The sequence below is a fragment of the Sphingomonas sp. ACRSK genome (assembly GCF_022346685.1).
GTDB classification, from domain to species: domain Bacteria; phylum Pseudomonadota; class Alphaproteobacteria; order Sphingomonadales; family Sphingomonadaceae; genus Sphingomonas; species Sphingomonas molluscorum.
This window is the reverse complement of record NZ_JAKRNR010000014.1, coordinates 38,239-59,620: the sequence shown is the minus strand read 5'-3', so window position 1 is coordinate 59,620 and position 21,382 is coordinate 38,239. Positions and strand designations below refer to the sequence as shown.

Below are 21,382 nucleotides of genomic sequence, written 5' to 3'. Positions count from 1 at the left end.
TCGCGCTGGCCGCCCCTTCCTCGCTCCCGCCGCGGCGCGTTGACCAACGCCTGGCCGCTGCCTACCTCCGAAACCCATGAACCGCCCCGCTCCTGATCGACCAGCCGCATGAGCGCTCCTTCGATCGTGCTCGTCGAGGACGATGCCGCACTCCGCACGCTGACCGCCCGCGCGCTTCAGGAGAACGGCTATCTCGTCCGCACCGCGTCCGCCGCGGACGAGATGTGGGAGGCGCTGGACGCGCACCCTGCCGACCTGGTGCTGCTGGACATCATGCTTCCGGGCACCAGCGGAATCGAGCTCTGCCGCCAGTTGCGCGAGCGCAGCAACGTGGCGATCATCTTCATCAGCGCGAAAGGCAGCGAGTCCGACCGGGTCGCGGGCCTGGAACTGGGCGCCGACGACTATCTGCCCAAGCCGTTCAGCACCCGCGAGCTGCTGGCGCGCGTCCGCGCGGTGCTGCGCCGCGGCGGCCGTGAGGTACCCCCCGGCGCGCGGGAGGAGGGGCTTCGCCGCTTCGACGGCTGGACGATCGACCTGCGGCGCCGCGAGACCCGCTCGCCCACCGGCGCGGTCGTCGACCTGACGGGCGCGGAGTTCGACCTGCTCGCCGTGCTGCTCGACCACGCCCAGCGCGTGATCGCGCGCGAGCGGCTGATCGAGCTGTCCCGCACCCGCCTCGGCGATAGTTCCGATCGCAGCATCGACGTGCTGGTGAGCCGCCTTCGTCGCAAGCTTTCGGGCGCCGGCGGCAGCGCGCCGATCATCACCGTGCGCGGCGTCGGCTATATGCTCAACGTGCCGGTGGAGCGCGCTTGACCCGATTTGCGCGCTTCGTGCACCCGTCCTTCGGGTTGCTCGGCCGTATCGTCGCGATCCTGCTGCTCACCACCGCACTCGAATTCGGCGTCAGCACGCTCTTGTACGAGCGCGCGAGCCAGTTCGCCGTCCGCGACGACGAGGCACGACGGCTCGCCGAGCATCTCGTGATCGCGCGCCGGCTGATTACCGAGAGCCCGCCCGAGCGCCGCGAGGCGATGGCGGCCGAACTCACCACCGATCGCTACGAGTTGCGCTGGAGTCCGGAGCTGCCGCCCCCGGCGCGGATTTCGCCGTCGCTGGACGGGATGCGCGAGCAGGTGGTGGACTGGGAGCCATCGCTGGCGACCTCGGACCTGCGGTTGCGGCTGACGTCGCCCGGGCGCAGCTCGGTCGTGACCGGCGGGATACGCTTGTCGGATGGCAGCTGGCTCCATTTCCGCACGCTCGAATCGCTGCGCACGCTCAACCTGGCATGGGAGAGGGTGCTGCTGGCGCTGATCCCGGCCATCGCCCTGATCGTGATCGGCGGCCTCTTGGTGCGGCGTACGCTGCTGCCGATGCGCCAGCTGGCGACGGCGGCCGATCGGGTGGGCCGCAGTGGTCCCGAAGGCGCGCCGATCCGCGTGTCCGAGGCGGGGCCCGGCGAAGTGCGCCGCGTGGTCGCCGCCTTCAACCGCATGCAGGCCCGCATCCACAGGCTGATCGACGATCGCACCCGCGCGCTGGCAGCGGTAGGTCACGACCTGCGCACCCCCCTGGCGCGCTTGCGGCTGCGCGCCGAGCGGGTGGCGGACGACGAGCTTCGCGAGACGCTCGATTCCGACCTTGCGGAAATGGAGTCGATGATCGCCTCGTTGCTCGCCTTCCTCGGAGGAGAGGGCGAGCCCGAGCAGCCGGTGCTGATCGACCTGGCGGTGCTGAGCGCGACCGTGGCGGACGAGGCGGCCGACCTCGGGCAAAACGTGACCTATGATGGGCCGGACCATCTGGAATGCCGGCTGCGCCCGTCGGGCATGAAGCGCGCGCTGGTGAACCTGGTCGAGAATGCGGTTCACCACGCCGACACCGTGTGCATCCGCCTGGCCGCGGATGCCGATGCGGTGGTGCTCTCCGTCGAGGACGACGGTCCTGGCATTCCCGAGGACTCGCTGCCGCTGGTGCTCGAGCCGTTCGTCCGCCTGGATGCCGCTCGCAAACGCGACACGATCGGCTTCGGCCTGGGCCTGTCGATCGTCGTGCGAGCGGTGGAGGCGGAGGGCGGCCAGTTCCAGCTGTCGAACCGCCCCACCGGCGGACTGTGTGCGGAGATCCGCCTGCCGGTTCCCTGCGCCGCCTGAGGCGCAGGGAACCGCTGTAACCGGGTCAGCCGAGCGTGCGGCGGACCAGCACCAGCGTCGGATCGTCTTCCAGCGGATGGGCGGTGAAGCCCATTTCCTGCTCCAGCTCGATGGCGGCACGGTTCTCGCGCGCTTCGATCGATTCGAGCGTCTTGATGCCGCGCGCCTCGGCGTAGGCGGCGATGTGCTCGAGCAGTGTCCAGCTGATGCCGCGGCGCTTGTGGTCGGTGCGGATCGAGATCGCGACCTCGCCACGCTCCAGCTTCGGATCGGCCGCGAGCATGCCGGTCGCGAGGATGCGGCCCTCGTCATCGAGCGCCAGGAAATTCTCGGTGCGATCATGATCGACCGCGGTCATCGCGACGAGCCGGTCGTGGCCCACCTTGTCGAGCGCGATCAGGAAGCGGAAGCGGATGTCGTCTTCGGAAACATGGCGGAAGAACTCGGCAAGCCGCTCCTCGTCGCCGGGACGGGCCGGACGGACGTGGAAGGTGAAGCCGCTGCGCGTCGTCAGCGATCCCGTCCACCGATCGGCGTTCGCCACCGGCTGCCCGGTGCCGACCCGCGCCATGTCTTCGCTGTTGTGATCGCTCATTCTGGCATCTCCCTCGTTGCGGCGCGCCTTGCCGGGGCGTGTGCGCCAGCATGCCCCAAGCCTCGGCCCGTGCCGACAAGCCCAGGCTAGGGGATGCGGCGACCCGCGGCCAGCCTGCGATGGACGGCTTCGCCGCGGCTGCCCTTGTCCTGGCGCAAGGAACGTCGCGCGCCGAAGCGGCGACGGTCGGCGATCAGAAATAGGGGGGCTTAGTGTAGCCCGCGGGGCTCAGCGTGAAGATCTCGCAGCCGTCCTCGGTGATGCCGATCGAATGCTCGAACTGGGCGGAGAGCGAGCGGTCGCGGGTCACCGCCGTCCAGCCATCGTCCAGCACCTTCACGTCGGGCTTGCCGATGTTGATCATCGGCTCGATCGTCAGGATCATGCCGGGCTTGAGCTCCGGGCCGGTGCCGGGCCGCCCCGCGTGCACCACTTCCGGCGCATCGTGGAATAGCCGGCCGACGCCATGCCCGCAGAAGTCGCGGACCACGCCGTAGCGATGCGCCTCGGCATGCTGCTGGATCGCATGGGCGACGTCGCCCAGCCGGTTGCCCGGGCGCGCCTGCTCGATGCCCAGCATCATGCAGTCATAGGTCACCTCGACCAGCCGCCGCGCCTTGATCGGCACGTTGCCGACCAGATAGGTGCGGCTGGTGTCGCCGTGCCAGCCGTCGAGCAGGGGGGTCACGTCGATGTTGGCGATGTCGCCGTCCTTGAACACGCGCTCGGACGGGATGCCGTGGCACACGACATGGTTGATCGAGATGCAGGTCGAATGGGTGTAGCCGCGATAGCCCAGCGTTGCCGGCACCGCGCCGGCATCGTCGATCATGCGAAAGATCATCGCGTCGATCTCGGCGGTGGAAACGCCCGGCACCACGTGCGGCGTGACGGCGTCGAGCACCTCGGCCGCCAGGCGCCCCGCCTTGCGCATGCCCTCGAACGCTTCGGGGCCATGCAGCTTGATCGCGCCGGTGCGCGCCAGGGGAGTGTCGGCGGAGACGGTTACATATTCGGTCATGCCCCGCGATATAACGGCTCGGGTGCCGCTTTGCGAGGGCGGGGTCGGGCGCTATGCAGGGGACATGACCGTGCGCACCTGGACCGCCGCCCTGCTCGTCATCGGAGACGAGATCCTTTCCGGCCGGACGCAGGACCGCAACGTGGTCCAGCTCGCGTCCTGGCTGAACGTGCAGGGCATCCGCCTGGCCGAGGTGCGGATCGTGGCGGACCGGCAGGAAGCGATCGTGGAGGCGCTCGACGCGCTGCGATCGCGCAACGACTATTGCTTCACGACCGGCGGCATCGGGCCGACGCACGACGACATCACCGTGGACGCGGTCGCGGCGGCACTCGGCGTCCCCGTGGTGATCCATCCCGAGGCGCAGGCCATGCTGGAGGCGCATTACGCCGGGCGCGGCGGGGTCAACGAAGCGCGGCTGCGCATGGCGCGGGTGCCGGAGGGCGCGACCCTCATCGCCAACAGCCAGTCGGGGGCGCCGGGAATCCGGATCGGCAACCTCTTCATCCTGGCCGGGGTGCCGCACATCGCCGCGGCGATGCTGGACGCGCTCACCGGTACGCTGGAGGGCGGGCTGCCGGTGCTGTCCACCACCATCGGTTGCTGGGTCGGGGAGAGCGAGGTCGCCGACCTGCTGCGCGAGGCGGAGCGCGCCCACGCCGGCGTCTCGATCGGCAGCTACCCCTTCTTCCGCGAGGGGCGGGTAGGCGCCAACTTCGTCATTCGCGCGACCGACCGGCAGCTTCTCGACACCTGCACGGGCGATCTAGAAGCGCAGCTTGTCGCGGCCGGGTATCCGGTGGTCGCCGGCGGAATCTGAACCGCCGGCGCGCGGCTCGGCTCGCGTGCGCCGCTTCTGAGGCTGCAATGGGCGTGCGTCGTGCCTGACGGGCGCGCGCGATACGGCCGCTCGCCCCGAGTCGTCGCAGCTCTGCCGGCGACCGAGAGAGTCCGGATCTTCCTCCATCCAGTAGTGACGCAGGGTTCGGCCCGTCCCTCGACCGGCAGACTGCCCTTGGCCGCAGTCGGGCGAAGGAGGTGTGAAGTACCCACTCGACAAGCAACTTGTTGCGCGGCAAGTTGCGCGCAGAAAATAAGGAGATAGGGGATGGATACGATCCTTCGTGTCGCGCGTGCGGTATTCGTCGCGCCTCGCCGCTACTTCGAACAGGCGCTCCGCGCACCCGAGCCGGGCCAGTGCGGCTGCGGCGCGGAGGCCGAGATCGGCCGAACCAAATGCCACGAGTGCTGGCTCGACGAATAGGCGACCGGCCCGGCCGCGAGGCGGCTGGGCGATCCTTTCCGAAAGACGGGGAGCCCGGGTCGATCCGGACCGGCGGCGACGGGGCCGCTCCCGTGATCCCCGGCGCGCGCCTCCGATCGCGGACGGGCGGACCTCGCGCTGGGTCGGGAGCTGCGGGCAGCCGTCGCTCGCCTGGGGCAGACGTGCGGGTAACCATCATCGCCATTGACGAGGCGATGAGAAGCATGGCAGTTGCCGACCGTCGCAAGCGCCTCGGCGCGTGCGACCGAGCCGGACCACGGCCTCGCGGGTGTAGCTCAATGGTAGAGCAGAAGCTTCCCAAGCTTACGACGAGGGTTCGATTCCCTTCACCCGCTCCACTTCCTTAGAGCTGAGACGATCGAGACGCCCGAATGACGCGGGCGTGATCAGCCTCCCTCGCGCAGCACTCCGGCCACACCATACTCCTGCGCTTCGGCGCGCCTCGCGGCCACCGCTTGTGAGCGCCTGAAGCGCTTCAGCGTAAGCGCCGCGCGGACGCTACAGCCGCATCTCCTCCAGCGGGACGCCGTTGGTCTCCGGCATGAAGCGCCACACCCACACCAGCTGCAGCAGCATCATCGCGCCGAAGAACAGGAACACCCAGCCGCCGACGCGGCCCGCCACGATCGGGAAGGTCCAGGTGATCGCCGCGGCCATCACCCAATGGGTGGTGGAGCCCAGCGCCTGGCCCTTGCCGCGCACTTCGCTGGGGAACACCTCGGAGAGGAAGACCCAGATCACGGCGCCCTGGCTGACGGCAAAGGCGGCGATGAAGCCGAGCATGCCGACCAGGATCAGCGTTCCGTCCGCGACCGGCTGCTCCAGCTGGAAGCCGACCAGGAACAGCGCGAGCGCGCAGACCACCGAGCCGACGTAGAGCAGCGGCTTGCGCCCGAAGCGGTCGATCAGGAACAGCGCGAGCACGGTGAAGGCCAGGTTGATGCCGCCCACCGCCACCGACTGAAGCATGGCGCTGTCGGTGCCGGCACCGCCCAGCGCGAAGATGCGCGGCGCATAATAGAGCAGCGCATTGATGCCGGAGAGCTGGTTGAACATGGCGATCGCGATCGCGCAGCCGACCGGCACGGCATAGCGGCGCTGGAACAGCTGCGGCTGGCGCTCGCGCACCTGCACGCCCTGCATGGCGGCGATCTCGCGCTCCGGGTCGGCGAAGCCCAGCCGTTGCAGCACGTCCAGCGCGTCCGCGGATCGCCCCTTCACGACGAGCCACCGCGGGCTTTCCGGGAGTAGCAGGGTGACCAGCAGGAACAGGGCGGAGGGCGCGGCGACGATCCCGAGCATCCACCGCCAGGCGACGTCCGCGTCCATGCCGCGCGCGATCAGATAGTTGGAGAGAAAGGCGAGGAGGATACCGAGCACGATGTTGAGCTGGTTGAGCGCGACGAGGCGGCCGCGGAAGCGCGTCGGCGAGACCTCCGCGATATAGACCGGCGTCACGACCGAGGCCGCGCCGATCGCCAGCCCGCCGAGGGTGCGGAACAGCAGCAGCACCGGCCAGCTGTTCGCCAGCCCGGAGCCGAGCGACGAAACCAGATAGGCGGCTGCGATCGCCAGCAGCATGCGCCTACGGCCGAACCGGTCGGCGGGAACACCGGCCGCGAGCGAGCCGATCACCGTCCCGATCAGTGCAGAGGCGACCGTGAACCCGAGTGCGGGATCGGACAGCGCGAAATGCGCCTGCAATGCCTGGGTCGCGCCGGAGATGACTGCCGTGTCGAACCCGAACAACAGGCCGCCCAGCGCCGCGCCCAGCGCACTCAGCACGATCGCGGGCGACATGCGCCCCGTGTCCGCGTGGGCAGAAAGCTGCCGGTCGTCCCGTGGCTGTTCGTGCGGCCGCATCGCATCCCCCTCCGCGATCGGCATCGCCGTGCCGTACGCTCTGTCGGGATGGAGGCTATCGCCTGCCGGGGCGCCTGTCCAACCTGCGGCAGGCGCAACCGGATTCAGTCGGCCGAACGGCCTTGGGCGGCGAGTGCCAGCACGCGCTGCGCCTGTTCCAGGTGCAGCCGCTCCACCATCGCGCCGTCTAGGCGGATCGCGCTCCGGCCGTCCGCGTCCGGCGTCGCAAACGCGGCCACGATCGCCTCGGCCCGTGCCACATCCTCCGGGCTTGGCGAGAAGGCGGCGTTGCAGGCCGCGATCTGGCGCGGGTGGATCAGCGTCTTGCCGTCGAAGCCCATGGCGGCACCCTGCCGGCACACCGCCTCGAACCCGGCATCATCGTCGATCTCGTTGTGGACGCCGTCCAGCACCGTGAGCCCCCAGCCGCGCCCGGCGGCGAGCGCGAGGGTCAGCAGCGGCAGCAGTTCCGCGCGATCCGGGGAGAGGCGGCAGCGCATCTCCTTGGCGAGATCGTTGGTGCCGATCACGAACGCCTGGAGCCGCGTGCGCTCGGCAGCCGCGGCGATGGCGCCGAGCGCGGGGATGGCGCGACAGGTCTCGATCATCGCCCAGATCGGAGCGCGTTGCACCTGCGCCTCGACCGCGTCGACGTCGGCCGCGGCGTTCACCTTGGGGACCAGCACGGCTTCGAAGGGGGCGCTGTCGGCGGCGGCGAGGTCGCCGGCTGCCCAGGGACTATCGAGGCCATTGACCCGCAGCACCAGCTCACGCGCGCCGAACCCGCCTTCTCGCGCCGCCGCCACTGCCGCCTCCCGCGCCGCCTGCTTCTGCTCGGGCGCGACCGCATCCTCGAGGTCGAGGATCACGACGTCACAGGGAAGGGTGCGCGCCTTCTCGATCGCCCGTGCGTTGGACGCCGGCAGGAACAACGCGCTGCGGCGGGGGCGAAGGTCGCTCATGCGGGCCGTTCGGGCAGCAGCAGCGAGGCGTCGCCATAGCTGTAGAAGCGATAGCCGCTGGCGATCGCGTGCGCATAGGCCGCCTGCATCCGGCCTAGCCCCATCAGCGCCGATACCAGCATGAACAGCGTCGATCGGGGCAGGTGGAAGTTGGTCATCAGCCCGTCGATGCCGCGGAAGCGATAGCCCGGCGTGATGAAGATCGCCGTGTCGCCCTCGAACGGGCGGATGATGCCATCCTCGCCGCTGGCGCTTTCGATCAGGCGCAGGCTGGTGGTGCCGACCGCGATCACGCGGCCGCCGTCGCGGCGCACCTGGTTGAGCCGATCGGCGGTTGCAGCGTCGAGTCGGCCCCATTCGGCATGCATGCGGTGCTCGTCGGTGTCGGCGGCCTTCACCGGCAGGAAGGTGCCGGCGCCGACGTGGAGGGTGAGCGTCGCATGGCCGATCCCGCGCGCCTCCAGCGCTGCCATCAGGCCGGGCGTGAAGTGCAGCGCCGCGGTGGGGGCGGCGACGGCGCCGGCCTCCCGCGCGAACAGCGTCTGGTAATCCTCGGCATCGCGCGCGTCGGTCTCGCGCTTCGAGGCGATGTAGGGCGGAAGCGGCATGCGGCCGGCGCGTTCCAGCAGCAGTTCGACCGGCTCGTCGCCCGCGAACTCCAGCAGCACGCTGCCATCGTCGCCGCGCTCGCCTGCCGTCGCCGACACGCCGGCGCCGAAGTCGATCACGTCCCCGTCGCGCAGGCGCCGTGCGTTGCGCACGAAGGCGCGCCAGGCGCGCGGCCCCTCGCGCTTGTGGAGGGTGGCGCCGATGCGCGCCTCGCCGCGGCGACCCTCCAGCTGGGCGGGGATGACGCGGGTGTCGTTGAAGACCAAGAGGTCGCCCGGGCGGAGCGCGTCGGGAAGGTCGGTTACCACCGCGTCGCGCGTGCCGGCGTCGTCGAGCACCAGCATGCGTGCGGCATCGCGCGGCGCCGCCGGGCGAAGCGCGATGCGCTCCGCGGGCAGCTCGAAGTCGAAATCGTCTACATTCATCTCAGCGTCCGCCGAACGACCGGCGTGGATGGGTCAGCGCTTGGCCGGGCCGGACGGCAGCGTCAGGTTCTGGTCCTTGGCCGGAACGGTGGCGGCAGCGGCCGGTGCCGGCTGGTACGGCGGGGGATTGTCGGCGGCGATATAGGCGTGGACGACGCGGGTCGGGTTCGCCGGCGGCTCGCCGCGCTGGATCGCGTCGACATACTGCATGCCGTCGAGCACGCGGCCGAACACCGTGTACTTCTTGTCGAGCGCGAGGCGCGGCGCGAGCATAATGTAGAACTGGCTGTTGGCGCTGTTCTCGTCCTGCGCGCGCGCGGCGGCGACGGCGCCGCGGACGTGGGGAAGATAGTTGAACTCCTTCTCCAGGTCCGGAAGCTCGGAGCCACCGGTGCCGTCACCCTTGGGGTCGCCGCCCTGGGCCATGAAGCCTTCGATCACGCGGTGGAAGGGCAGGCCGTCGTAGAACTTCTGGCGGGTGAGCGTCTTCACGCGCTCGACCGCCTTGGGGGCGACATCCGGGCGCAGCCAGACGGTGACGCGGCCACCGCTCGACAGGTCGAGCAGCCACAGGTTCTCCTTGTCGGTGGTCGCGGGCGGTGCCGCGCGGCCGGGGACATCGATCAGCTGGGCTGCGGCGGGCAGCGCGAACAAGGACGCGAACAACGCGAAAACAACGGCAAACAGGCGCATTTCCACCCCGGGGATAAGTTCTCGGCCAGGGGCTTAGAGGATTTCCCGCGGCGGGGGTAGGGGCGCGTTTTCGCTCCCGCCGCCCCCGTCTCAGGCGGCGGCGAGCGCCTCCTCGCGCTCGGCGGCCTGGCGCGCCCACATCTCGGCATAGACTCCGCCCTTGCGCAGCAGCTCGGCATGGGTGCCGCTTTCGACCACCTGGCCCGCTTCCAGCACGACGATGCGGTCGGCGTGGACCACGGTCGACAGGCGGTGGGCGATGACGATGGTGGTTCGGCCCCGCTCGATCGCCTCCAGCGTGGAGAGGATCTCCGCCTCCGTCCGGCTGTCGAGCGCGCTGGTCGCCTCGTCCAGGATCAGCACGGGCGGGTTCTTGAGCAGGGTGCGCGCGATCGCGACGCGCTGCTTCTCGCCGCCCGAAAGCTTCAGCCCGCGCTCGCCGACGCGCGCGTCATAGCCGTCCGGCAGGCTTTCGATGAACGGCGCGATCGCCGCACCGCGGGCGGCGGCCGCGATCTCGTCCGCGGTCGCGCCGGCGCGGCCATAGGCGATGTTGTAGCCGACCGTGTCGTTGAACAGCACGGTGTCCTGGGGAACGATGCCGATCGCGGCGCGCAGCGAATCCTGCCGCACCTGCGCGATGTCCTGCCCGTCGATGGTGATGCGGCCGCCGGTCGGGTCGTAGAAGCGGAACAGCAGCCGCGCGAGCGTGGACTTGCCCGCACCCGATGGACCGACCACCGCCAGGGTGGTGCCGGCCGGAACGTCGATGTCGATCCCCTTCAGGATCGGACGCTCCGGATCATAGCCGAAGCGGACGTCCTCGAAGCGGACATGGCCGTGCGATACGGCAAGGGCGGGCGCGTCGGGGGCATCGCGCACCTCGGTCGGCGTGTCGATCAGGTCGAACATCGAACCCATGTCGGTCACCCCCTGGCGGATGGTGCGATAGACCATGCCGAGCAGGTCGAGCGGGCGGAACAGCTGGGTGAGGAGCGTGGAGACCAGTACCACGTCGCCGGGGGAAAAGCGCCCGCTCGCCCAGCCGAACACCACCAGCGCCATGCCGCCGGCCAGCATCACGCCGGTGATCAGCGCCTGGCCGATGTTGAGCAGCGCAAGGCTGTTCTCGCTGCGCACCGCCGCGGTCGCATAGGCGGCGACGGCACGCTCGTAGCGCTCGGCCTCACGGCCCTCCGCTCCGAAATACTTCACCGTCTCGAAGTTCAGGAGCGAATCGACGGCATGCGCGACGGCGCCCGTGTCGAGGTCGTTCATCCGCTCGCGCAGGGCGTTGCGCCAGTCGGTCACCCAGCGTGTGAAGAGGATATAGGCGGCGACCATCACCACCGTGCCGACCACCAGCCACCCGCCGAAGCGGACGCCGAAGATGCCCAGCACCAGCGCCAGTTCGAGCACCGTCGGCGCGATGTTGAACAGCAGGAAGTAGAGCATCGTGTCGATGCTCTTGGTGCCGCGCTCCACCACCTTGGTGATGGCGCCGGTGCGGCGCTCCAGGTGGAAGCGCAGCGACAGGCCATGGAGGTGGCGGAACACCGTACCCGACAGCCGGCGCGCGGCATCCTGGCCCACCCGCTCGAACACCATGTTGCGCAGGTTGTCGAACAGCGTCGCCCCGAAGCGCGCGGTCGCATAGCCGACGATCAGCGCCACCACGAGCCACAGCGCGTCGCGGCTGCCGGCGCTCATCGTGTCGATCGCGTTCTGCAGCGCGAAGGGTGCGCCATAGACCTGCACCAGCTTCGACAGGACCACCAGCAGCAGCGCGCCCACGACGCGCAGCTTCAGCCCCGCCTGACCCTTTGGCCAGAGGTAGGGGAGGAAGCGCCGGAGGGTCGCGATCATCGGCCGCTGGGACACGGCGGGAGCAGAAGTATCAGGAGGCATCGGATCCCGATTTGGGATGTCCGGGCCCGCTGCGCAACGGACCGAGCAAGTCGCGACCGAGCAAGGCTGATGGAACCGGATGTAATCTCAATCGCTTGACTCCCCGAAAGGAAGTCGAATGAGCTCGATCTTGTACGTCATCGCGATCATGGGCTGTGCCGATGACTCCAGCCAGTGCCGCAGCGCGCGCATCGAGCCGGCGACCTATAGCAGCATCCAGTCGTGCCAGGCGGCGATGCCCGACGCGCTGGTCCGCAACACGGACCTGAGTTACCCGACGATCGCCGCCGCCTGCCAGCAGCAGAGCGCACGCCTCGCCAGCAACGAACCGCCGCAGCCGAGCCGCGGCGGCTGACCGGCGCTTTTTCCGGCCAACGAAAAAGGGCCGCGGCTTGATCGAAAGCCGCGGCCCTTTCGTGTCCAGTCCAGCCGGGATCAGGCGACCTGCGCCGTCGGCTGCTCGTTGGGATCGCGCAGCACATAGCCGCGGCCCCACACCGTCTCGATGTAGTTCTCGCCATCGCAGGCGGTGCTGAGCTTCTTGCGCAGCTTGCAGATGAACACGTCGATGATCTTGAGTTCGGGCTCGTCCATGCCGCCATAGAGATGGTTCAGGAACATCTCCTTGGTCAGCGTCGTGCCCTTGCGGAGCGAGAGCAGCTCCAGCATCGCATATTCCTTGCCGGTCAAATGGACGCGGTTGCCGTCGACCTCGACGGTCTTGGCATCCAGGTTCACCGCCAGCTTGCCGGTCTTGATGACCGACTGGGAATGGCCCTTGGAGCGGCGCACCACGGCGTGGATGCGGGCGATCAGCTCTTCCCGGTGGAAGGGCTTGGTCACGTAATCGTCCGCGCCGAAACCGAACGAGCGGACCTTGGTGTCCATCTCGCTGATGCCCGACAGGATCAAGACCGGCGTCTGCACCCGGGCGACGCGGACCTTCTTCAGAACCTCGTACCCGTGCATGTCGGGCAGGTTCAGGTCGAGAAGGATGATGTCGTAGTCATAGAGCTTGGCGAGATCGAGCCCCTCCTCGCCGAGATCGGTGGTGTAGACGTTGAACCCCTCGGCCTCGAGCATCAGCTCGATCGCCTTGGCAGTGGTGGGTTCGTCCTCGATCAACAAAACGCGCATCGCAGTCCCCCTGTGCGGCGAGCGAACCGGAGGCGGCGCGCCGTAGGACAATCATTAACCTAAACCGAAGTGAAGGCAAAAGGTTAACGCGATCCTAAATCTCTCTTACGTCGAACGCGTACGTAGGCGAGATATCAAACGTCTTCGCCCAGCGTCTCCCGCAGGTAGAGGCTGCGGATCAGCGTGAAGATCACCACCAGCAGCGCCGCCGAGAAGAAGAGGCCGAACAGGCCGAACACCATGCCGATCGCGATGATCGCGAACAGGGTGATGGCAGGCGGGATCGCGATCACACGCGCCTGGACGAAGGGCGTGATGAAGTTGGTCTGCAGCAGGCGTACCACCGCATAGGTGACCAGGGCGCCGATCAGCGGCCCGGTACCCTGGGTGGCGCCCAGGCCTAGAGCCGGGATCATGGCCGCGGTCGGGCCGACATAGGGGATGAACTCGCTGAGACCGGCCAGCAGCCCGAGCGCGGCCGCGGACGGCACGCCCGAGATCCAGAGGCCGAGGCCGATCAGCACCCCCATGCTGGTCATCAGGATGATCTGCGCGCGCAACCATAGCCGCAGTGTCTCCGCCGTGTCGTCGAGCGCATCCGCGAACGCGTCGCGCTTGGAACGGGGCACCAGCAACAGCGCGCCGCGGCGGTAGATCCCGGGATCGGCCGCAAAGAACATCGCGCCGGCGAGCAGCAGGATGCAGTTGAGCAGCAACTCGCCCGAGCCCTGAACCAGCCCGCCGATATCCTGCGCGATGCGGGAGCCGGCGAAGGCCGCCTCCACCGCCTCGACGATGCGCGCGCCGACGGGCGAGTGCGACATCCAGGCGGCGAGGTCGGAGAGCAGGCCCGGCAGCGCCAGCACCAGGGCGTTGACCTGAGATCCGAACTGATAGCCGAACAGCCACACCAGGAAGCCAACGGAGGCCAGCACCGTCACCATGCCGGCCGGCACCCGCGCACGCTCGGGCACGCGCAGGCGCCGCCCGTAGATGTCGGCCAGCGCGTGGATCACGGTCGCGCCCAGCATCGAGCCGAACGCCAGGATCAGCAGGTTGAGCGCGCGATAGAGCGCGACCGCGACGGCGCCGATCAGGATCAGCAGGACGACGCGGCGCAGGAAGCGGGCGTCCTCCGCGTCCGGGCGAAGCCGGTTCACTGGCGGCTCGCGCACAGCTGACGGAAGCGTTCCGCCAGGAATTCGATCAGCACCTCGACGCGGGCCGGCCGCAGCGTGCCGGGCGGGGTGAGGAGGTGCAGCGCCATGTTGGTCTCCCGCCAGTCCTGGAGCAGCTCGACCAGCGTGCCGTCCGCCAGATCCTGATCGACGATGAAATCGGGCAGGCGCGTGATGCCGAGACCGGCGCGGAGCGCCGGGAGCATCGCCTCGCCGCTGTCGGTGCAGAGGGGACCGGCCGGCCGGATCGCCACTTCCTCGTTCCCGCGGCGGAATTGCCAGACGAACGGGCGACTGGCGTTGGTATAGGCAAGGCAGGCGTGGTGGGCGAGGTCTGCGGGATGTTCGGGCCGGCCGTGCTTCTCCAGATAGGCGGGCGCCGCCACCAGGTGGAGCGTGACCGGCGCCAGCCGGCGCACCCGCAGGCTGCTGTCCGGCAGTTCCGCCACTCTAAGCGCCACGTCGATTCCCTCCGCGACGATGTCCGTCGGCGCGTCCGACAGCGTCAGGTCGACCTCGATACCGGGATAGAGGGTCAGGAAATCGGCCAGCGCAGGGGCGACACGGGTCAGGCCGAAGTTCATCGGCGCGGCCAGGCGCACCCGGCCGGTGGGCGTGCTGTTGGAATCGCGCGCGACTTCCTCCGCCTCGCGCGCTTCGGCCAGGATGCGGGCTGCGCGGTCGGAGAGGGCTCGGCCGCTTTCGGTCAGGGTCAGGCGGCGCGAGGTGCGGTGGAACAGCGTCGCGCCCAGCCGCGTCTCCAGGCGGCTGATCGCTTTCGACACCGTGGCCTTGGACGTGCCGAGCGCCTGTGCGGCACCGCTGAAGGAACGGTGTTCGACCACGGACGCAAAGATCGCCCAGGCCTCGAAATCGGGTAGCATCATCGGACAGCACCTCCGTGCCTGCAGCTATAGCGCCGCAACGATCAGTTTCCAACGTTTCCGTTTACGTGGTGATAGGAGCGCCTACCTTCTGACCAACGGCTCGATGCCAGCGGAAAGGAATTTCCCATGATCGACAAACGCAGTTTTGAAGGCCTGGGCCATGCAGACCATGGTTGGCTGAACGCCCGGCACCATTTCTCCTTCGCCAACTACCATGATCCCAAGCGGATGGGATGGGGCGCGATCCGCGTCTGGAACGATGACGAAATCGCACCCAACAGCGGTTTCCCGCCGCACCCGCACCGCGACATGGAGATCATCACCTTCGTGCGCAGCGGCGCGATCACCCATCAGGACTCGATGGGCAACACCGGACGCACGGCGGCGGGCGACGTGCAGGTGATGAGCGCCGGCACCGGCGTCCGCCATGCCGAGTATAATCTGGAGCCGGAGACCACCCGGATCTTTCAGATCTGGATCGAGCCGCGGCTCAAGGGCGGCGCGCCTTCCTGGGGTGCCAAGCCTTTCCCGCGCGACGATCGCTCGGGCCGGTTCGTGACGCTGGCGAGCGGCTTTGCCGAGGACGCCGACGCCTTGCGGATCCGCGCCGACGCACGGGTGCTCGGCGCGACGCTGAAGGCAGGCGAGATCCTGACCCACGAGGTGGGCGCGGGCCGCCACGCCTATCTGGTGCCGGCGACCGGCGCGGTGGAGATCGACGGCGTCCGGTTCGACGCCCGCGACGGCGCGGCGATCGACGGCGGTGCGACCGTCTCGATCACGGCGCTGGAGGATGCGGAGATCGTCCTGGTCGACGCCGAATAACGAGTTTCCCGGGCTGCGACGTGCGGCCGGGGAAGGGGGCCTGCCGATCTCTCCCTCCCTGAGGCAGGCCCCCGAATACCAGCCCGACGGGCGGGCAGAAGCAAGGAGACATGCGATGGCAAAGGTTCTGGTGCTCTATTACTCGTCCTACGGCCACATCATGAAGATGGCCGAGGCGGTGGCCGAAGGTGCCCGCGGCGCCGGCGCCGAAGTCGACATCCGCCGCGTCGCGGAGACGGTGCCGGAAGATCTCGCCCGCGCCTCCCACTATGTGATGGACCAGCCCTATCCGGTGCTGGAGGACGTCAACGAACTCGCCAACTATGACGCGATCATCGTCGGCACCGGCACCCGCTATGGCCGCATGACGAGCCAGATGGCGGCGTTCTGGGACAAGACGGGCGGCGTCTGGGCGCGCGGCGCGCTGATCGGCAAGGTGGGCGGCGCCTTTACCTCGACGGCCAGCCAGCATGGCGGGCAGGAGACGACGCTGTTCTCGATCATCACCAACCTGCTGCACCACGGGCTTGCCATCGTCGGCCTCGACTATGGCTTCCAGGGGCAGATGGGCGTGGACGAAGTGCGCGGCGGATCGCCCTATGGCGCGACCACCATCGCGGGCGGCGACGGCAGCCGCCAGCCGCACGCGGAGGAACTCGAGTCGGCGCGCTATCAGGGTCGTCGCATCGCGCTGACCGCCGCCAAGCTCACCGCCTGATCCGGGGTACCCGCCGCTCCCGGAGCGGCGGGGCTCAGCCCTGCGGCGTCGGCACCGTGGCTTGCACGGGAGCCGGCGTCGCCGGTTGCGTCGGGGCCGGAGCGGCAGGCCTCGTAGGCCGCGGCGCCAGCAGCCGCTTGTCCTCCGGGCGGTTGGGATAGGCGGGGAAGCGTGCGGCCGCCGGCGCGAACAGCCTGCGCGCGGTTGCCGCGCCGGGTGCGTTGGGCGTGCGGCCGACCCAGCGCCAGTGCCACGGCTCCCACTTCACCTGCTGCTTGTTGCCGGCCGGGAAGGACTGCTCGAAGCCGAACTCCGCGGCATGGGCGATCAGCCAGCGCCCCGCGGGGGTGGCCGCGAAACAGGCCTCGGCATCCGGGCAGCCGCCGCGGTCGCGGGTGCCGAAGTCCACGACATAGCCGGTGGCATGCTCGCTGAACCCCGGCGGGGCCGATGCCCAGGCGCGCTCGCGAAAACTGCTGCTCTCGTCCGCGTTGATGCCGCCGCAGAAGGTCTGGCGCTGCAGGCGGACCGAGCGGTGGCAGGACACCGCGCGCAGCTTGCCCGCGATCGCCGGATCCTGGTTGGCGCGGGCGAGCAGCGCCTGCAGGTCGGCCAGCATCGCCGGGTGGATGCGGCAGCTGCCGCCGGGCGCGAACTCCTCCGGCGCCGGGATCAGCGCGGTTTCCGTCGTATCCGGGTAGGGGAAGTGGTTGAACAGCCGCCCGTCCGGCCCGGGCTGGACGATGCCGCGGTCGCACAGCGCGATCGGCGCGCGGTTGACGGCGACGGCGGGCGGCGGTGCTGCGGGGGCAGGCGTGGGGGCCGGCACCACCGGTGCCTCGACGGGAGCGGGCCTGGGCGCCGAGCAGGCGGCAAGCGCCAGCACCAGCGCAGCGGACATCCGCAGGGAGTTACGCAATCCAACCTCCTGAACCGCACGGGGCGGCGCTGCCGCCTTTCGGCGCCTGCGCTCTGGCATGTCGGCGGCGGCGGTGGCAAGGGACCAGCATGCTGGATGACCTAGTGCTCTTCATCGATGGCGAAGCGATCGTGATCGACAAACCGGCGGGCCTGCCGGTCGACCGTCCGCGGGACCGCAGCCCGAGCATCGAATCGCGGCTGGACGAACTGACCTTCGGCTTCCAGCGGCTGCCGACGCCGGTCCACCGCCTGGACCGCGACACCAGCGGCTGCCTGCTGCTCGCCCGCAATCCCAAGGCGCACGCCCGCTTCCAGCAGGCGTTCGAGGCGGGGCTGGTGCAGAAGCGCTACCTGGCCGTGCTCGACGGGGTGCCGGCGGAAAGCTCCGGCACGATCGACCTGCCGCTCGCCAAGGTGAGCAGTCCCGAGGCGGGCTGGCGCATGGTCGGTGACCCGAAGGGCAAGCCCGCGCGCACCAACTGGAAGCTGCTGCGCGCCGACGGCGGCCGCGCGCTGGTCGCCTTCTTTCCCGAGACGGGACGCACCCACCAGATCCGCGTCCATGCCGCCGAGGGGCTGGGCGCGCCGGTGGCGGGCGACCCGGTCTATGGCCGGGCGGGCGGCGCGATGCTGCTCCACGCCGCGCAACTCACCGTGCCCCGCGGCAGCAAGCCTCCGGTGGAGGCGACCGCGCCGCTGCCGCCGAGTTTCGCGGCGGCGGGCTTCGGGGACAGCTGAGGCGCCGTCCACATGGCAGCCATCCCGATCACCCGCTCGATCAGCATCGACAGCGACGAGCTCGTCGAGAGCTTCACGCGCGCGAGCGGGCCGGGCGGGCAGCACGTCAACACGACGGACAGCGCGGTGCTGCTGCGCTTCGACGTGGCGGCCTCCCCGAACCTGCCCGAGGCCGTGAAGAACCGGCTGGCCGAGTTGGCGGGCTCCCGGATGACGCGCGAGGGGGTGCTGGTCTTGCGCAGCGAGGGGGCGCGTTCCCAGCTACTCAACCGAGAGGAAGTGCGCGAGCGGCTGGTCGCCCTGATCCGGGAGGCGACCTTCGTGCCGCGCAAGCGCAAGCCCACCAAGCCCAGCCGCGCGGCAAAGGCGCGGCGGGTGGATGAGAAAAAAGGCCGCAGCGCCGTCAAGGCCGGACGCGGCAAGGTCCGCTTCGAGTGAGGCGCCGGGCCGCAACGAGGAAAAGGAACGCCATGTACGTCTTCGACATCGCCGCCGGCTCCAAGCAGGAGCTGTACCGCGAACTCGCCAGCGCCCTGGATGCGCTCACCGCCGACGAGCCGGACGCGGTCGCCAACATGGCGAATGCGGCGGCGCTGCTGTGGGAATATCTGCCCGACCTCAACTGGTCCGGCTTCTACCGCAACGTCGCCGACGAGCTGGTGCTGGGGCCGTTCCAGGGCAAGGCCGCCTGCATCCGCATCCCGTTCGGCAAGGGCGTGTGCGGCGCCGCTGCGTCCACCCGCGAGACCCAGCGGGTCGAGGACGTCCACGCGTTTCCCGGGCACATCGCCTGCGACGCCGCCAGCCGTTCGGAACTGGTGGTGCCGATCGTCCACGACGGCCGCCTGCTCGGCGTGCTCGACCTCGACAGCCCGTCGCCGGCGCGCTTCGATGCCGAGGACGCGGCCGGCTGCGAGATGCTGATGCAGCGCCTCGCCCCCCGCATCGCGGGCGTTTGACCCCGCGTCAGTCGGCGGAACTGGGCTCCGGCGTGGGGCTCGGCTGCGGCTCGGGAAGCGCGACCGCGATGTCGACGCGGCGGTTGCGTGCGCGGCCGGCTTCGTCGTCGCTGCCGTCCGGGTTGGCGTTGGGTGCTACCGGACGGTTTTCGCCGAGCGCGATCACGGTGATGCGATCCTTGGCCACGCCTTTCGCGACCAGATAGTCGCGCACCGCCTCCGCGCGGCGCCGCGACGATCGCAGGTTATCCGCGTCCGAACCCTTCGAATCGCTGTGGCCGCTCAGCCGGATCGCGCCGCCCGCCTGGAGCGCGGGCTCGGCCAGCAGCGTGTCGAGCGCAGCCTTGGCTGCGTCGTCCAAGGCGACGCCCTTGGGGAACTGGACGGTCCGCTCAATCGGCTCGAGCGGCGGCGGCGTGGGTTCGGCGTCCGGTTCGGTTTCCGGGCGGATGATCGACTTGCCCTCGGGCGTCGGCTCCGGCGCCGGGGCGATGTTGGCGATCTCCAGCTCGGCGCTATTCTCGGCCGGGCCGGGCTCGGCGCGGTTGCCTTCGGACGGGCCGCATCCCGCCAGGAGCGCCGCCAGCCCGCCGGCCGTCACCGCGTGGCACAAGGTCCGTTTCATCGTTCCTCCCCAATCAGGTTCTCGTTTCGGGTCTCCGGCTCGCGCACGCGGGGCGGGGCGTAGGAGACGATCACGTCGCCCGGCTGCGGCGTCGGGCGGGTGGCATGCGTGAAGAAGCGCAACGTCCCGTTCTTGCGCAACAGCAGCAGCATGTCGGCCTCGTCCGGCAGCACCGCCTTCGCGTCCGCAAAGTCGAACTGCTCGCTGATGCGGGTCTTGCGGAACGACCAGCCGGCCCGCTCGCGCTCGGTGATCTCCTCGACGCCGAGGCCCGAGGTGAACAGCGCGCGGCCGCGCAGCGCCTCCGGCAGCGCGCGCGGATCGCCGCTCGCGTCGCCCAGCTGGTACACCGCGTCGCGCCCGATCTGCGGCGCGAACTCGCTGCACACCAGCGCATTATAGGCCTCGTTCTCGGAGGTTGCAGCCAGCACCTGGAACTGGCTGAGGTCCAGCTGCTCCTCGGTCGCCTCGGCCAGGATCTCGCCGTGATAGGTCGGGATGCCGCGCTGGCGGGCGGGGGAGAGCCGCTGCCAGCTGCTGTCGCTCACCAGCACCGGCACGTCGAGCGAGCGCAGATGCTCGGCAAGCGCCAGGCTCCAGTCGGTGCTCCCCACGATCAGCAGGCCCCGCTCGCTGGCGCCGGTGACCTTCAGCCAGCGGGCGACCGTGCGGATGCTGAAGCCATGGGCGATGATCGTGGTGACCACGACCGCAAAGGACAGGGTCACCAGAATGTCGCCGTCGCTGTAGCCGAGCCGGTCGAGCCGGAGCGCGAACAGCCCCGACACCGCGACCGCGACGACGCCGCGCGGCGCGATCCAGGCGATCAGCAGCCGCTCGTTCCACGGCACCCGGCTGAATGCGAGGCTGAGGAGCACCGTCGCCGGCCGCACCAGCAGCAGCAGCGCGACCAGGAAGCCGGCGAAGCGCCATTCGAAGCGGCGCAGCACCTCCAGGTCGAGCTGGGCGGAGAGCAGCACAAACACGCCGGAGATCAGGAGGACGGTGATGTTCTCCTTGAACGGGTGAACGTCGCGCAGCGAGTCGAGCTTCATGTTCGCAAGCGCGATGCCCATGACCGTCACCGCCAGCAGCCCGGTCTCCTGCTGGATCAGGTTCGAGAGCACGAAGGTGCCGATCACCGCGACCAGCAGGACCGGGGCCTTCAGATACTCCGGCACATGCCCGCGCGGGAACGCCCAGGCGATCGCGCGCGCCACCGCATAGCCGATCAGGCCCGCGAGCACTGCGGCCGCCAGCAGCGACACGATCACCCCGCCCAGCGAGGCGCCGGCTTCGGATCGGCGGAGATATTCATAGGTGATGACGGCACAGAGCGCGCCGAAGGGATCGTTGACGATCGCCTCCCACTTCAGGATCGCGCGCGGGCGCGGCGCGACGTTGCTCTGGCGCAGCAGCGGCAGGACCACGGTGGGTCCGGTCACCACCATGATGCCGGCAAACAGGATCGCGACCGGCCACACCAGCCCCGCGACATAATAGCAGGCGAGCGCGCCGAGCGCCCAGCCGACCGGGATGCCGATCAGCGCCAGGCGAGTGACGGCGCCCTCGGTCTTGCGCAGCTCGCGGAAGTTGAGGCTGAGCCCGCCCTCGAACAGGATCACCGCGACGGCAATCGAGATGGCGGGTTCGAGCAGCGGGCCGAAGGCGGCATGTGGGTCGATCAGCCCGGTGACCGGTCCCGCAATGATCCCTGCCACCAGCATCAGCGCGATCGCCGGCCAGCCCGTTCGCCAGGCGACCCATTGCGCGCCGATGCCGAGCACGCCGATCAGCGCGAAGAGGAGAGCCTGTTGTTCCATGCGACCCGCGATACCCACCTGAGCCGGGTGTCGCAAATTCCCGTGGCTTTG

General features: G+C 69.7%; 24 protein-coding genes and 1 tRNA gene. 12 read left to right on the top strand and 13 right to left on the bottom strand.

The features are described 5' to 3' along the window. Window positions 1-108 precede the first annotated feature (108 nt). Entirely contained in the window at window positions 109-819 is a 711-nt protein-coding gene (locus tag MHZ35_RS09510) for a response regulator transcription factor (RefSeq protein WP_239435382.1), read from the top strand. Beyond that, window positions 816-2,159 (top strand): ATP-binding protein, encoded by a 1,344-nt coding sequence (locus MHZ35_RS09505; protein ID WP_239435381.1) that lies wholly within the window; start codon window positions 816-818, stop codon window positions 2,157-2,159. Before MHZ35_RS09510 ends, MHZ35_RS09505 begins: the two co-directional genes overlap by 4 nt. A gap of 25 nt (window positions 2,160-2,184) precedes the next feature. Here MHZ35_RS09505 and MHZ35_RS09500 read toward each other — a convergent pair whose 3' ends face one another. Then, window positions 2,185-2,754, bottom strand: a complete 570-nt coding sequence (locus MHZ35_RS09500; protein WP_239435380.1) for a GNAT family N-acetyltransferase — start codon at window positions 2,752-2,754, stop codon at window positions 2,185-2,187. A gap of 50 nt (window positions 2,755-2,804) precedes the next feature. Between MHZ35_RS09500 and MHZ35_RS09495 the strand changes: the two genes are divergently transcribed. Then, window positions 2,805-2,957, top strand: coding sequence for a hypothetical protein (locus tag MHZ35_RS09495; RefSeq protein ID WP_239435379.1), 153 nt, complete (start codon window positions 2,805-2,807; stop codon window positions 2,955-2,957). Here MHZ35_RS09495 and map read toward each other — a convergent pair. Next, complete coding sequence (gene map / locus MHZ35_RS09490; RefSeq protein ID WP_125960428.1) at window positions 2,948-3,775, bottom strand: type I methionyl aminopeptidase; 828 nt, start codon at window positions 3,773-3,775, stop codon at window positions 2,948-2,950. The two genes, MHZ35_RS09495 and map, sit on opposite strands and share 10 nt — an antisense overlap. Window positions 3,776-3,839: 64 nt before the next feature. On the opposite strand from map, the gene MHZ35_RS09485 reads away from it, so the two are divergent. The 3 genes from MHZ35_RS09485 to MHZ35_RS09475 all read left to right on the top strand — a co-directional run bounded on the left by MHZ35_RS09485 (window position 3,840) and on the right by MHZ35_RS09475 (window position 5,398). Beyond that, window positions 3,840-4,595, top strand: coding sequence for a competence/damage-inducible protein A (locus MHZ35_RS09485; protein WP_239435378.1), 756 nt, complete (start codon window positions 3,840-3,842; stop codon window positions 4,593-4,595). Between the two features lie 288 nt (window positions 4,596-4,883). Continuing rightward, window positions 4,884-5,039, top strand: coding sequence for a hypothetical protein (locus MHZ35_RS09480; protein ID WP_165890056.1), 156 nt, complete (start codon window positions 4,884-4,886; stop codon window positions 5,037-5,039). Between the two features lie 285 nt (window positions 5,040-5,324). Then, window positions 5,325-5,398: transfer RNA gene (locus MHZ35_RS09475), tRNA-Gly, on the top strand. Window positions 5,399-5,558: 160 nt separating this feature from the next. Here the strand turns inward: MHZ35_RS09475 and MHZ35_RS09470 are convergent. From MHZ35_RS09470 to MHZ35_RS09450, 5 genes are all read right to left on the bottom strand, one after another. Beyond that, entirely contained in the window at window positions 5,559-6,923 is a 1,365-nt protein-coding gene (locus MHZ35_RS09470; protein WP_239435377.1) for a sugar porter family MFS transporter, read from the bottom strand. Window positions 6,924-7,027: 104 nt separating this feature from the next. Next, window positions 7,028-7,885, bottom strand: a complete 858-nt coding sequence (locus MHZ35_RS09465; RefSeq protein ID WP_239435376.1) for an HpcH/HpaI aldolase/citrate lyase family protein — start codon at window positions 7,883-7,885, stop codon at window positions 7,028-7,030. Then, window positions 7,882-8,919: a tRNA preQ1(34) S-adenosylmethionine ribosyltransferase-isomerase QueA gene (queA, locus tag MHZ35_RS09460; RefSeq protein WP_239435375.1), complete on the bottom strand. Its 1,038-nt coding sequence runs from the start codon at window positions 8,917-8,919 to the stop codon at window positions 7,882-7,884. Before queA ends, MHZ35_RS09465 begins: the two co-directional genes overlap by 4 nt. A 33-nt stretch (window positions 8,920-8,952) precedes the next feature. Next, on the bottom strand, window positions 8,953-9,612 hold the full coding sequence (locus tag MHZ35_RS09455; protein WP_239435374.1) for a peptidylprolyl isomerase: 660 nt from the start codon (window positions 9,610-9,612) through the stop codon (window positions 8,953-8,955). Between the two features lie 90 nt (window positions 9,613-9,702). Beyond that, window positions 9,703-11,520 carry an ABCB family ABC transporter ATP-binding protein/permease gene (locus tag MHZ35_RS09450; protein ID WP_239435373.1) on the bottom strand — a complete coding sequence of 606 codons (1,818 nt, stop codon included), beginning with the start codon at window positions 11,518-11,520 and terminating at the stop codon, window positions 9,703-9,705. A gap of 118 nt (window positions 11,521-11,638) precedes the next feature. Between MHZ35_RS09450 and MHZ35_RS09445 the strand changes: the two genes are divergently transcribed. Next, on the top strand, window positions 11,639-11,875 hold the full coding sequence (locus MHZ35_RS09445) for a hypothetical protein (RefSeq protein WP_125960421.1): 237 nt from the start codon (window positions 11,639-11,641) through the stop codon (window positions 11,873-11,875). Between the two features lie 80 nt (window positions 11,876-11,955). Here the strand turns inward: MHZ35_RS09445 and ctrA are convergent, their stop codons facing one another. From ctrA to MHZ35_RS09430, 3 genes are all read right to left on the bottom strand, one after another. Beyond that, window positions 11,956-12,657: a response regulator transcription factor CtrA gene (gene ctrA, locus MHZ35_RS09440; RefSeq protein ID WP_125960420.1), complete on the bottom strand. Its 702-nt coding sequence runs from the start codon at window positions 12,655-12,657 to the stop codon at window positions 11,956-11,958. Window positions 12,658-12,791: 134 nt separating this feature from the next. Continuing rightward, window positions 12,792-13,817, bottom strand: a complete 1,026-nt coding sequence (locus tag MHZ35_RS09435; protein WP_239435372.1) for an AI-2E family transporter — start codon at window positions 13,815-13,817, stop codon at window positions 12,792-12,794. Then, window positions 13,814-14,722: a LysR family transcriptional regulator gene (locus MHZ35_RS09430; RefSeq protein WP_239435371.1), complete on the bottom strand. Its 909-nt coding sequence runs from the start codon at window positions 14,720-14,722 to the stop codon at window positions 13,814-13,816. The genes MHZ35_RS09435 and MHZ35_RS09430 overlap by 4 nt, the downstream gene beginning before the upstream one ends. Window positions 14,723-14,848: 126 nt before the next feature. Here MHZ35_RS09430 and MHZ35_RS09425 point away from each other — a divergent pair, with 126 nt between their 5' ends. After that, a complete protein-coding gene (locus tag MHZ35_RS09425; protein WP_239435370.1) occupies window positions 14,849-15,547 on the top strand; it encodes a pirin family protein in 699 nt (232 codons plus the stop codon). A gap of 115 nt (window positions 15,548-15,662) precedes the next feature. Next, complete coding sequence (gene wrbA / locus MHZ35_RS09420) at window positions 15,663-16,265, top strand: NAD(P)H:quinone oxidoreductase (RefSeq protein WP_125960416.1); 603 nt, start codon at window positions 15,663-15,665, stop codon at window positions 16,263-16,265. Between the two features lie 34 nt (window positions 16,266-16,299). On the opposite strand, the gene MHZ35_RS09415 is transcribed toward wrbA, so the two are convergent. Further along, window positions 16,300-17,184: a M15 family metallopeptidase gene (locus MHZ35_RS09415; protein WP_239435369.1), complete on the bottom strand. Its 885-nt coding sequence runs from the start codon at window positions 17,182-17,184 to the stop codon at window positions 16,300-16,302. A gap of 89 nt (window positions 17,185-17,273) precedes the next feature. Here MHZ35_RS09415 and MHZ35_RS09410 point away from each other — a divergent pair, with 89 nt between their 5' ends. The 3 genes from MHZ35_RS09410 to MHZ35_RS09400 are packed head-to-tail and all read left to right on the top strand — an operon-like array spanning window position 17,274 to window position 18,883. Then, window positions 17,274-17,924, top strand: coding sequence for an RluA family pseudouridine synthase (locus tag MHZ35_RS09410; protein ID WP_239435368.1), 651 nt, complete (start codon window positions 17,274-17,276; stop codon window positions 17,922-17,924). A gap of 12 nt (window positions 17,925-17,936) precedes the next feature. After that, window positions 17,937-18,362, top strand: coding sequence for an alternative ribosome rescue aminoacyl-tRNA hydrolase ArfB (gene arfB, locus MHZ35_RS09405; RefSeq protein ID WP_239435367.1), 426 nt, complete (start codon window positions 17,937-17,939; stop codon window positions 18,360-18,362). Between the two features lie 32 nt (window positions 18,363-18,394). Next, complete coding sequence (locus MHZ35_RS09400) at window positions 18,395-18,883, top strand: GAF domain-containing protein (protein WP_239435366.1); 489 nt, start codon at window positions 18,395-18,397, stop codon at window positions 18,881-18,883. Between the two features lie 7 nt (window positions 18,884-18,890). Here the strand turns inward: MHZ35_RS09400 and MHZ35_RS09395 are convergent, their stop codons facing one another. After that, window positions 18,891-19,508, bottom strand: coding sequence for an OmpA family protein (locus tag MHZ35_RS09395; RefSeq protein WP_239435365.1), 618 nt, complete (start codon window positions 19,506-19,508; stop codon window positions 18,891-18,893). Next, window positions 19,505-21,331, bottom strand: coding sequence for a cation:proton antiporter (locus MHZ35_RS09390; RefSeq protein ID WP_239435364.1), 1,827 nt, complete (start codon window positions 21,329-21,331; stop codon window positions 19,505-19,507). Before MHZ35_RS09390 ends, MHZ35_RS09395 begins: the two co-directional genes overlap by 4 nt. Between the last annotated feature and the right edge of the window lie 51 nt (window positions 21,332-21,382).

What these genes read in the sequence shown, in the direction of transcription:
- MHZ35_RS09510 (WP_239435382.1), top strand. Translation starts at nt 109, where the DNA reads ATGAGCGCTCCTTCGATCGTGCTCGTCGAGGACGATGCCGCACTCCGC.
- MHZ35_RS09395 (WP_239435365.1), bottom strand. Translation starts at nt 19,508, where the DNA reads ATGAAACGGACCTTGTGCCACGCGGTGACGGCCGGCGGGCTGGCGGCG.
- MHZ35_RS09430 (WP_239435371.1), bottom strand. Translation starts at nt 14,722, where the DNA reads ATGATGCTACCCGATTTCGAGGCCTGGGCGATCTTTGCGTCCGTGGTC.
- ctrA (WP_125960420.1), bottom strand. Translation starts at nt 12,657, where the DNA reads ATGCGCGTTTTGTTGATCGAGGACGAACCCACCACTGCCAAGGCGATC.
- wrbA (WP_125960416.1), top strand. Translation starts at nt 15,663, where the DNA reads ATGGCAAAGGTTCTGGTGCTCTATTACTCGTCCTACGGCCACATCATG.
- MHZ35_RS09400 (WP_239435366.1), top strand. Translation starts at nt 18,395, where the DNA reads ATGTACGTCTTCGACATCGCCGCCGGCTCCAAGCAGGAGCTGTACCGC.
- MHZ35_RS09480 (WP_165890056.1), top strand. Translation starts at nt 4,884, where the DNA reads ATGGATACGATCCTTCGTGTCGCGCGTGCGGTATTCGTCGCGCCTCGC.
- MHZ35_RS09485 (WP_239435378.1), top strand. Translation starts at nt 3,840, where the DNA reads ATGACCGTGCGCACCTGGACCGCCGCCCTGCTCGTCATCGGAGACGAG.
- MHZ35_RS09445 (WP_125960421.1), top strand. Translation starts at nt 11,639, where the DNA reads ATGAGCTCGATCTTGTACGTCATCGCGATCATGGGCTGTGCCGATGAC.
- MHZ35_RS09390 (WP_239435364.1), bottom strand. Translation starts at nt 21,331, where the DNA reads ATGGAACAACAGGCTCTCCTCTTCGCGCTGATCGGCGTGCTCGGCATC.
- MHZ35_RS09500 (WP_239435380.1), bottom strand. Translation starts at nt 2,754, where the DNA reads ATGAGCGATCACAACAGCGAAGACATGGCGCGGGTCGGCACCGGGCAG.
- map (WP_125960428.1), bottom strand. Translation starts at nt 3,775, where the DNA reads ATGACCGAATATGTAACCGTCTCCGCCGACACTCCCCTGGCGCGCACC.
- MHZ35_RS09410 (WP_239435368.1), top strand. Translation starts at nt 17,274, where the DNA reads ATGCTGGATGACCTAGTGCTCTTCATCGATGGCGAAGCGATCGTGATC.
- queA (WP_239435375.1), bottom strand. Translation starts at nt 8,919, where the DNA reads ATGAATGTAGACGATTTCGACTTCGAGCTGCCCGCGGAGCGCATCGCG.
- MHZ35_RS09495 (WP_239435379.1), top strand. Translation starts at nt 2,805, where the DNA reads ATGCCCCAAGCCTCGGCCCGTGCCGACAAGCCCAGGCTAGGGGATGCG.
- MHZ35_RS09450 (WP_239435373.1), bottom strand. Translation starts at nt 11,520, where the DNA reads ATGCCTCCTGATACTTCTGCTCCCGCCGTGTCCCAGCGGCCGATGATC.
- arfB (WP_239435367.1), top strand. Translation starts at nt 17,937, where the DNA reads ATGGCAGCCATCCCGATCACCCGCTCGATCAGCATCGACAGCGACGAG.
- MHZ35_RS09470 (WP_239435377.1), bottom strand. Translation starts at nt 6,923, where the DNA reads ATGCGGCCGCACGAACAGCCACGGGACGACCGGCAGCTTTCTGCCCAC.
- MHZ35_RS09465 (WP_239435376.1), bottom strand. Translation starts at nt 7,885, where the DNA reads ATGAGCGACCTTCGCCCCCGCCGCAGCGCGTTGTTCCTGCCGGCGTCC.
- MHZ35_RS09455 (WP_239435374.1), bottom strand. Translation starts at nt 9,612, where the DNA reads ATGCGCCTGTTTGCCGTTGTTTTCGCGTTGTTCGCGTCCTTGTTCGCG.
- MHZ35_RS09425 (WP_239435370.1), top strand. Translation starts at nt 14,849, where the DNA reads ATGATCGACAAACGCAGTTTTGAAGGCCTGGGCCATGCAGACCATGGT.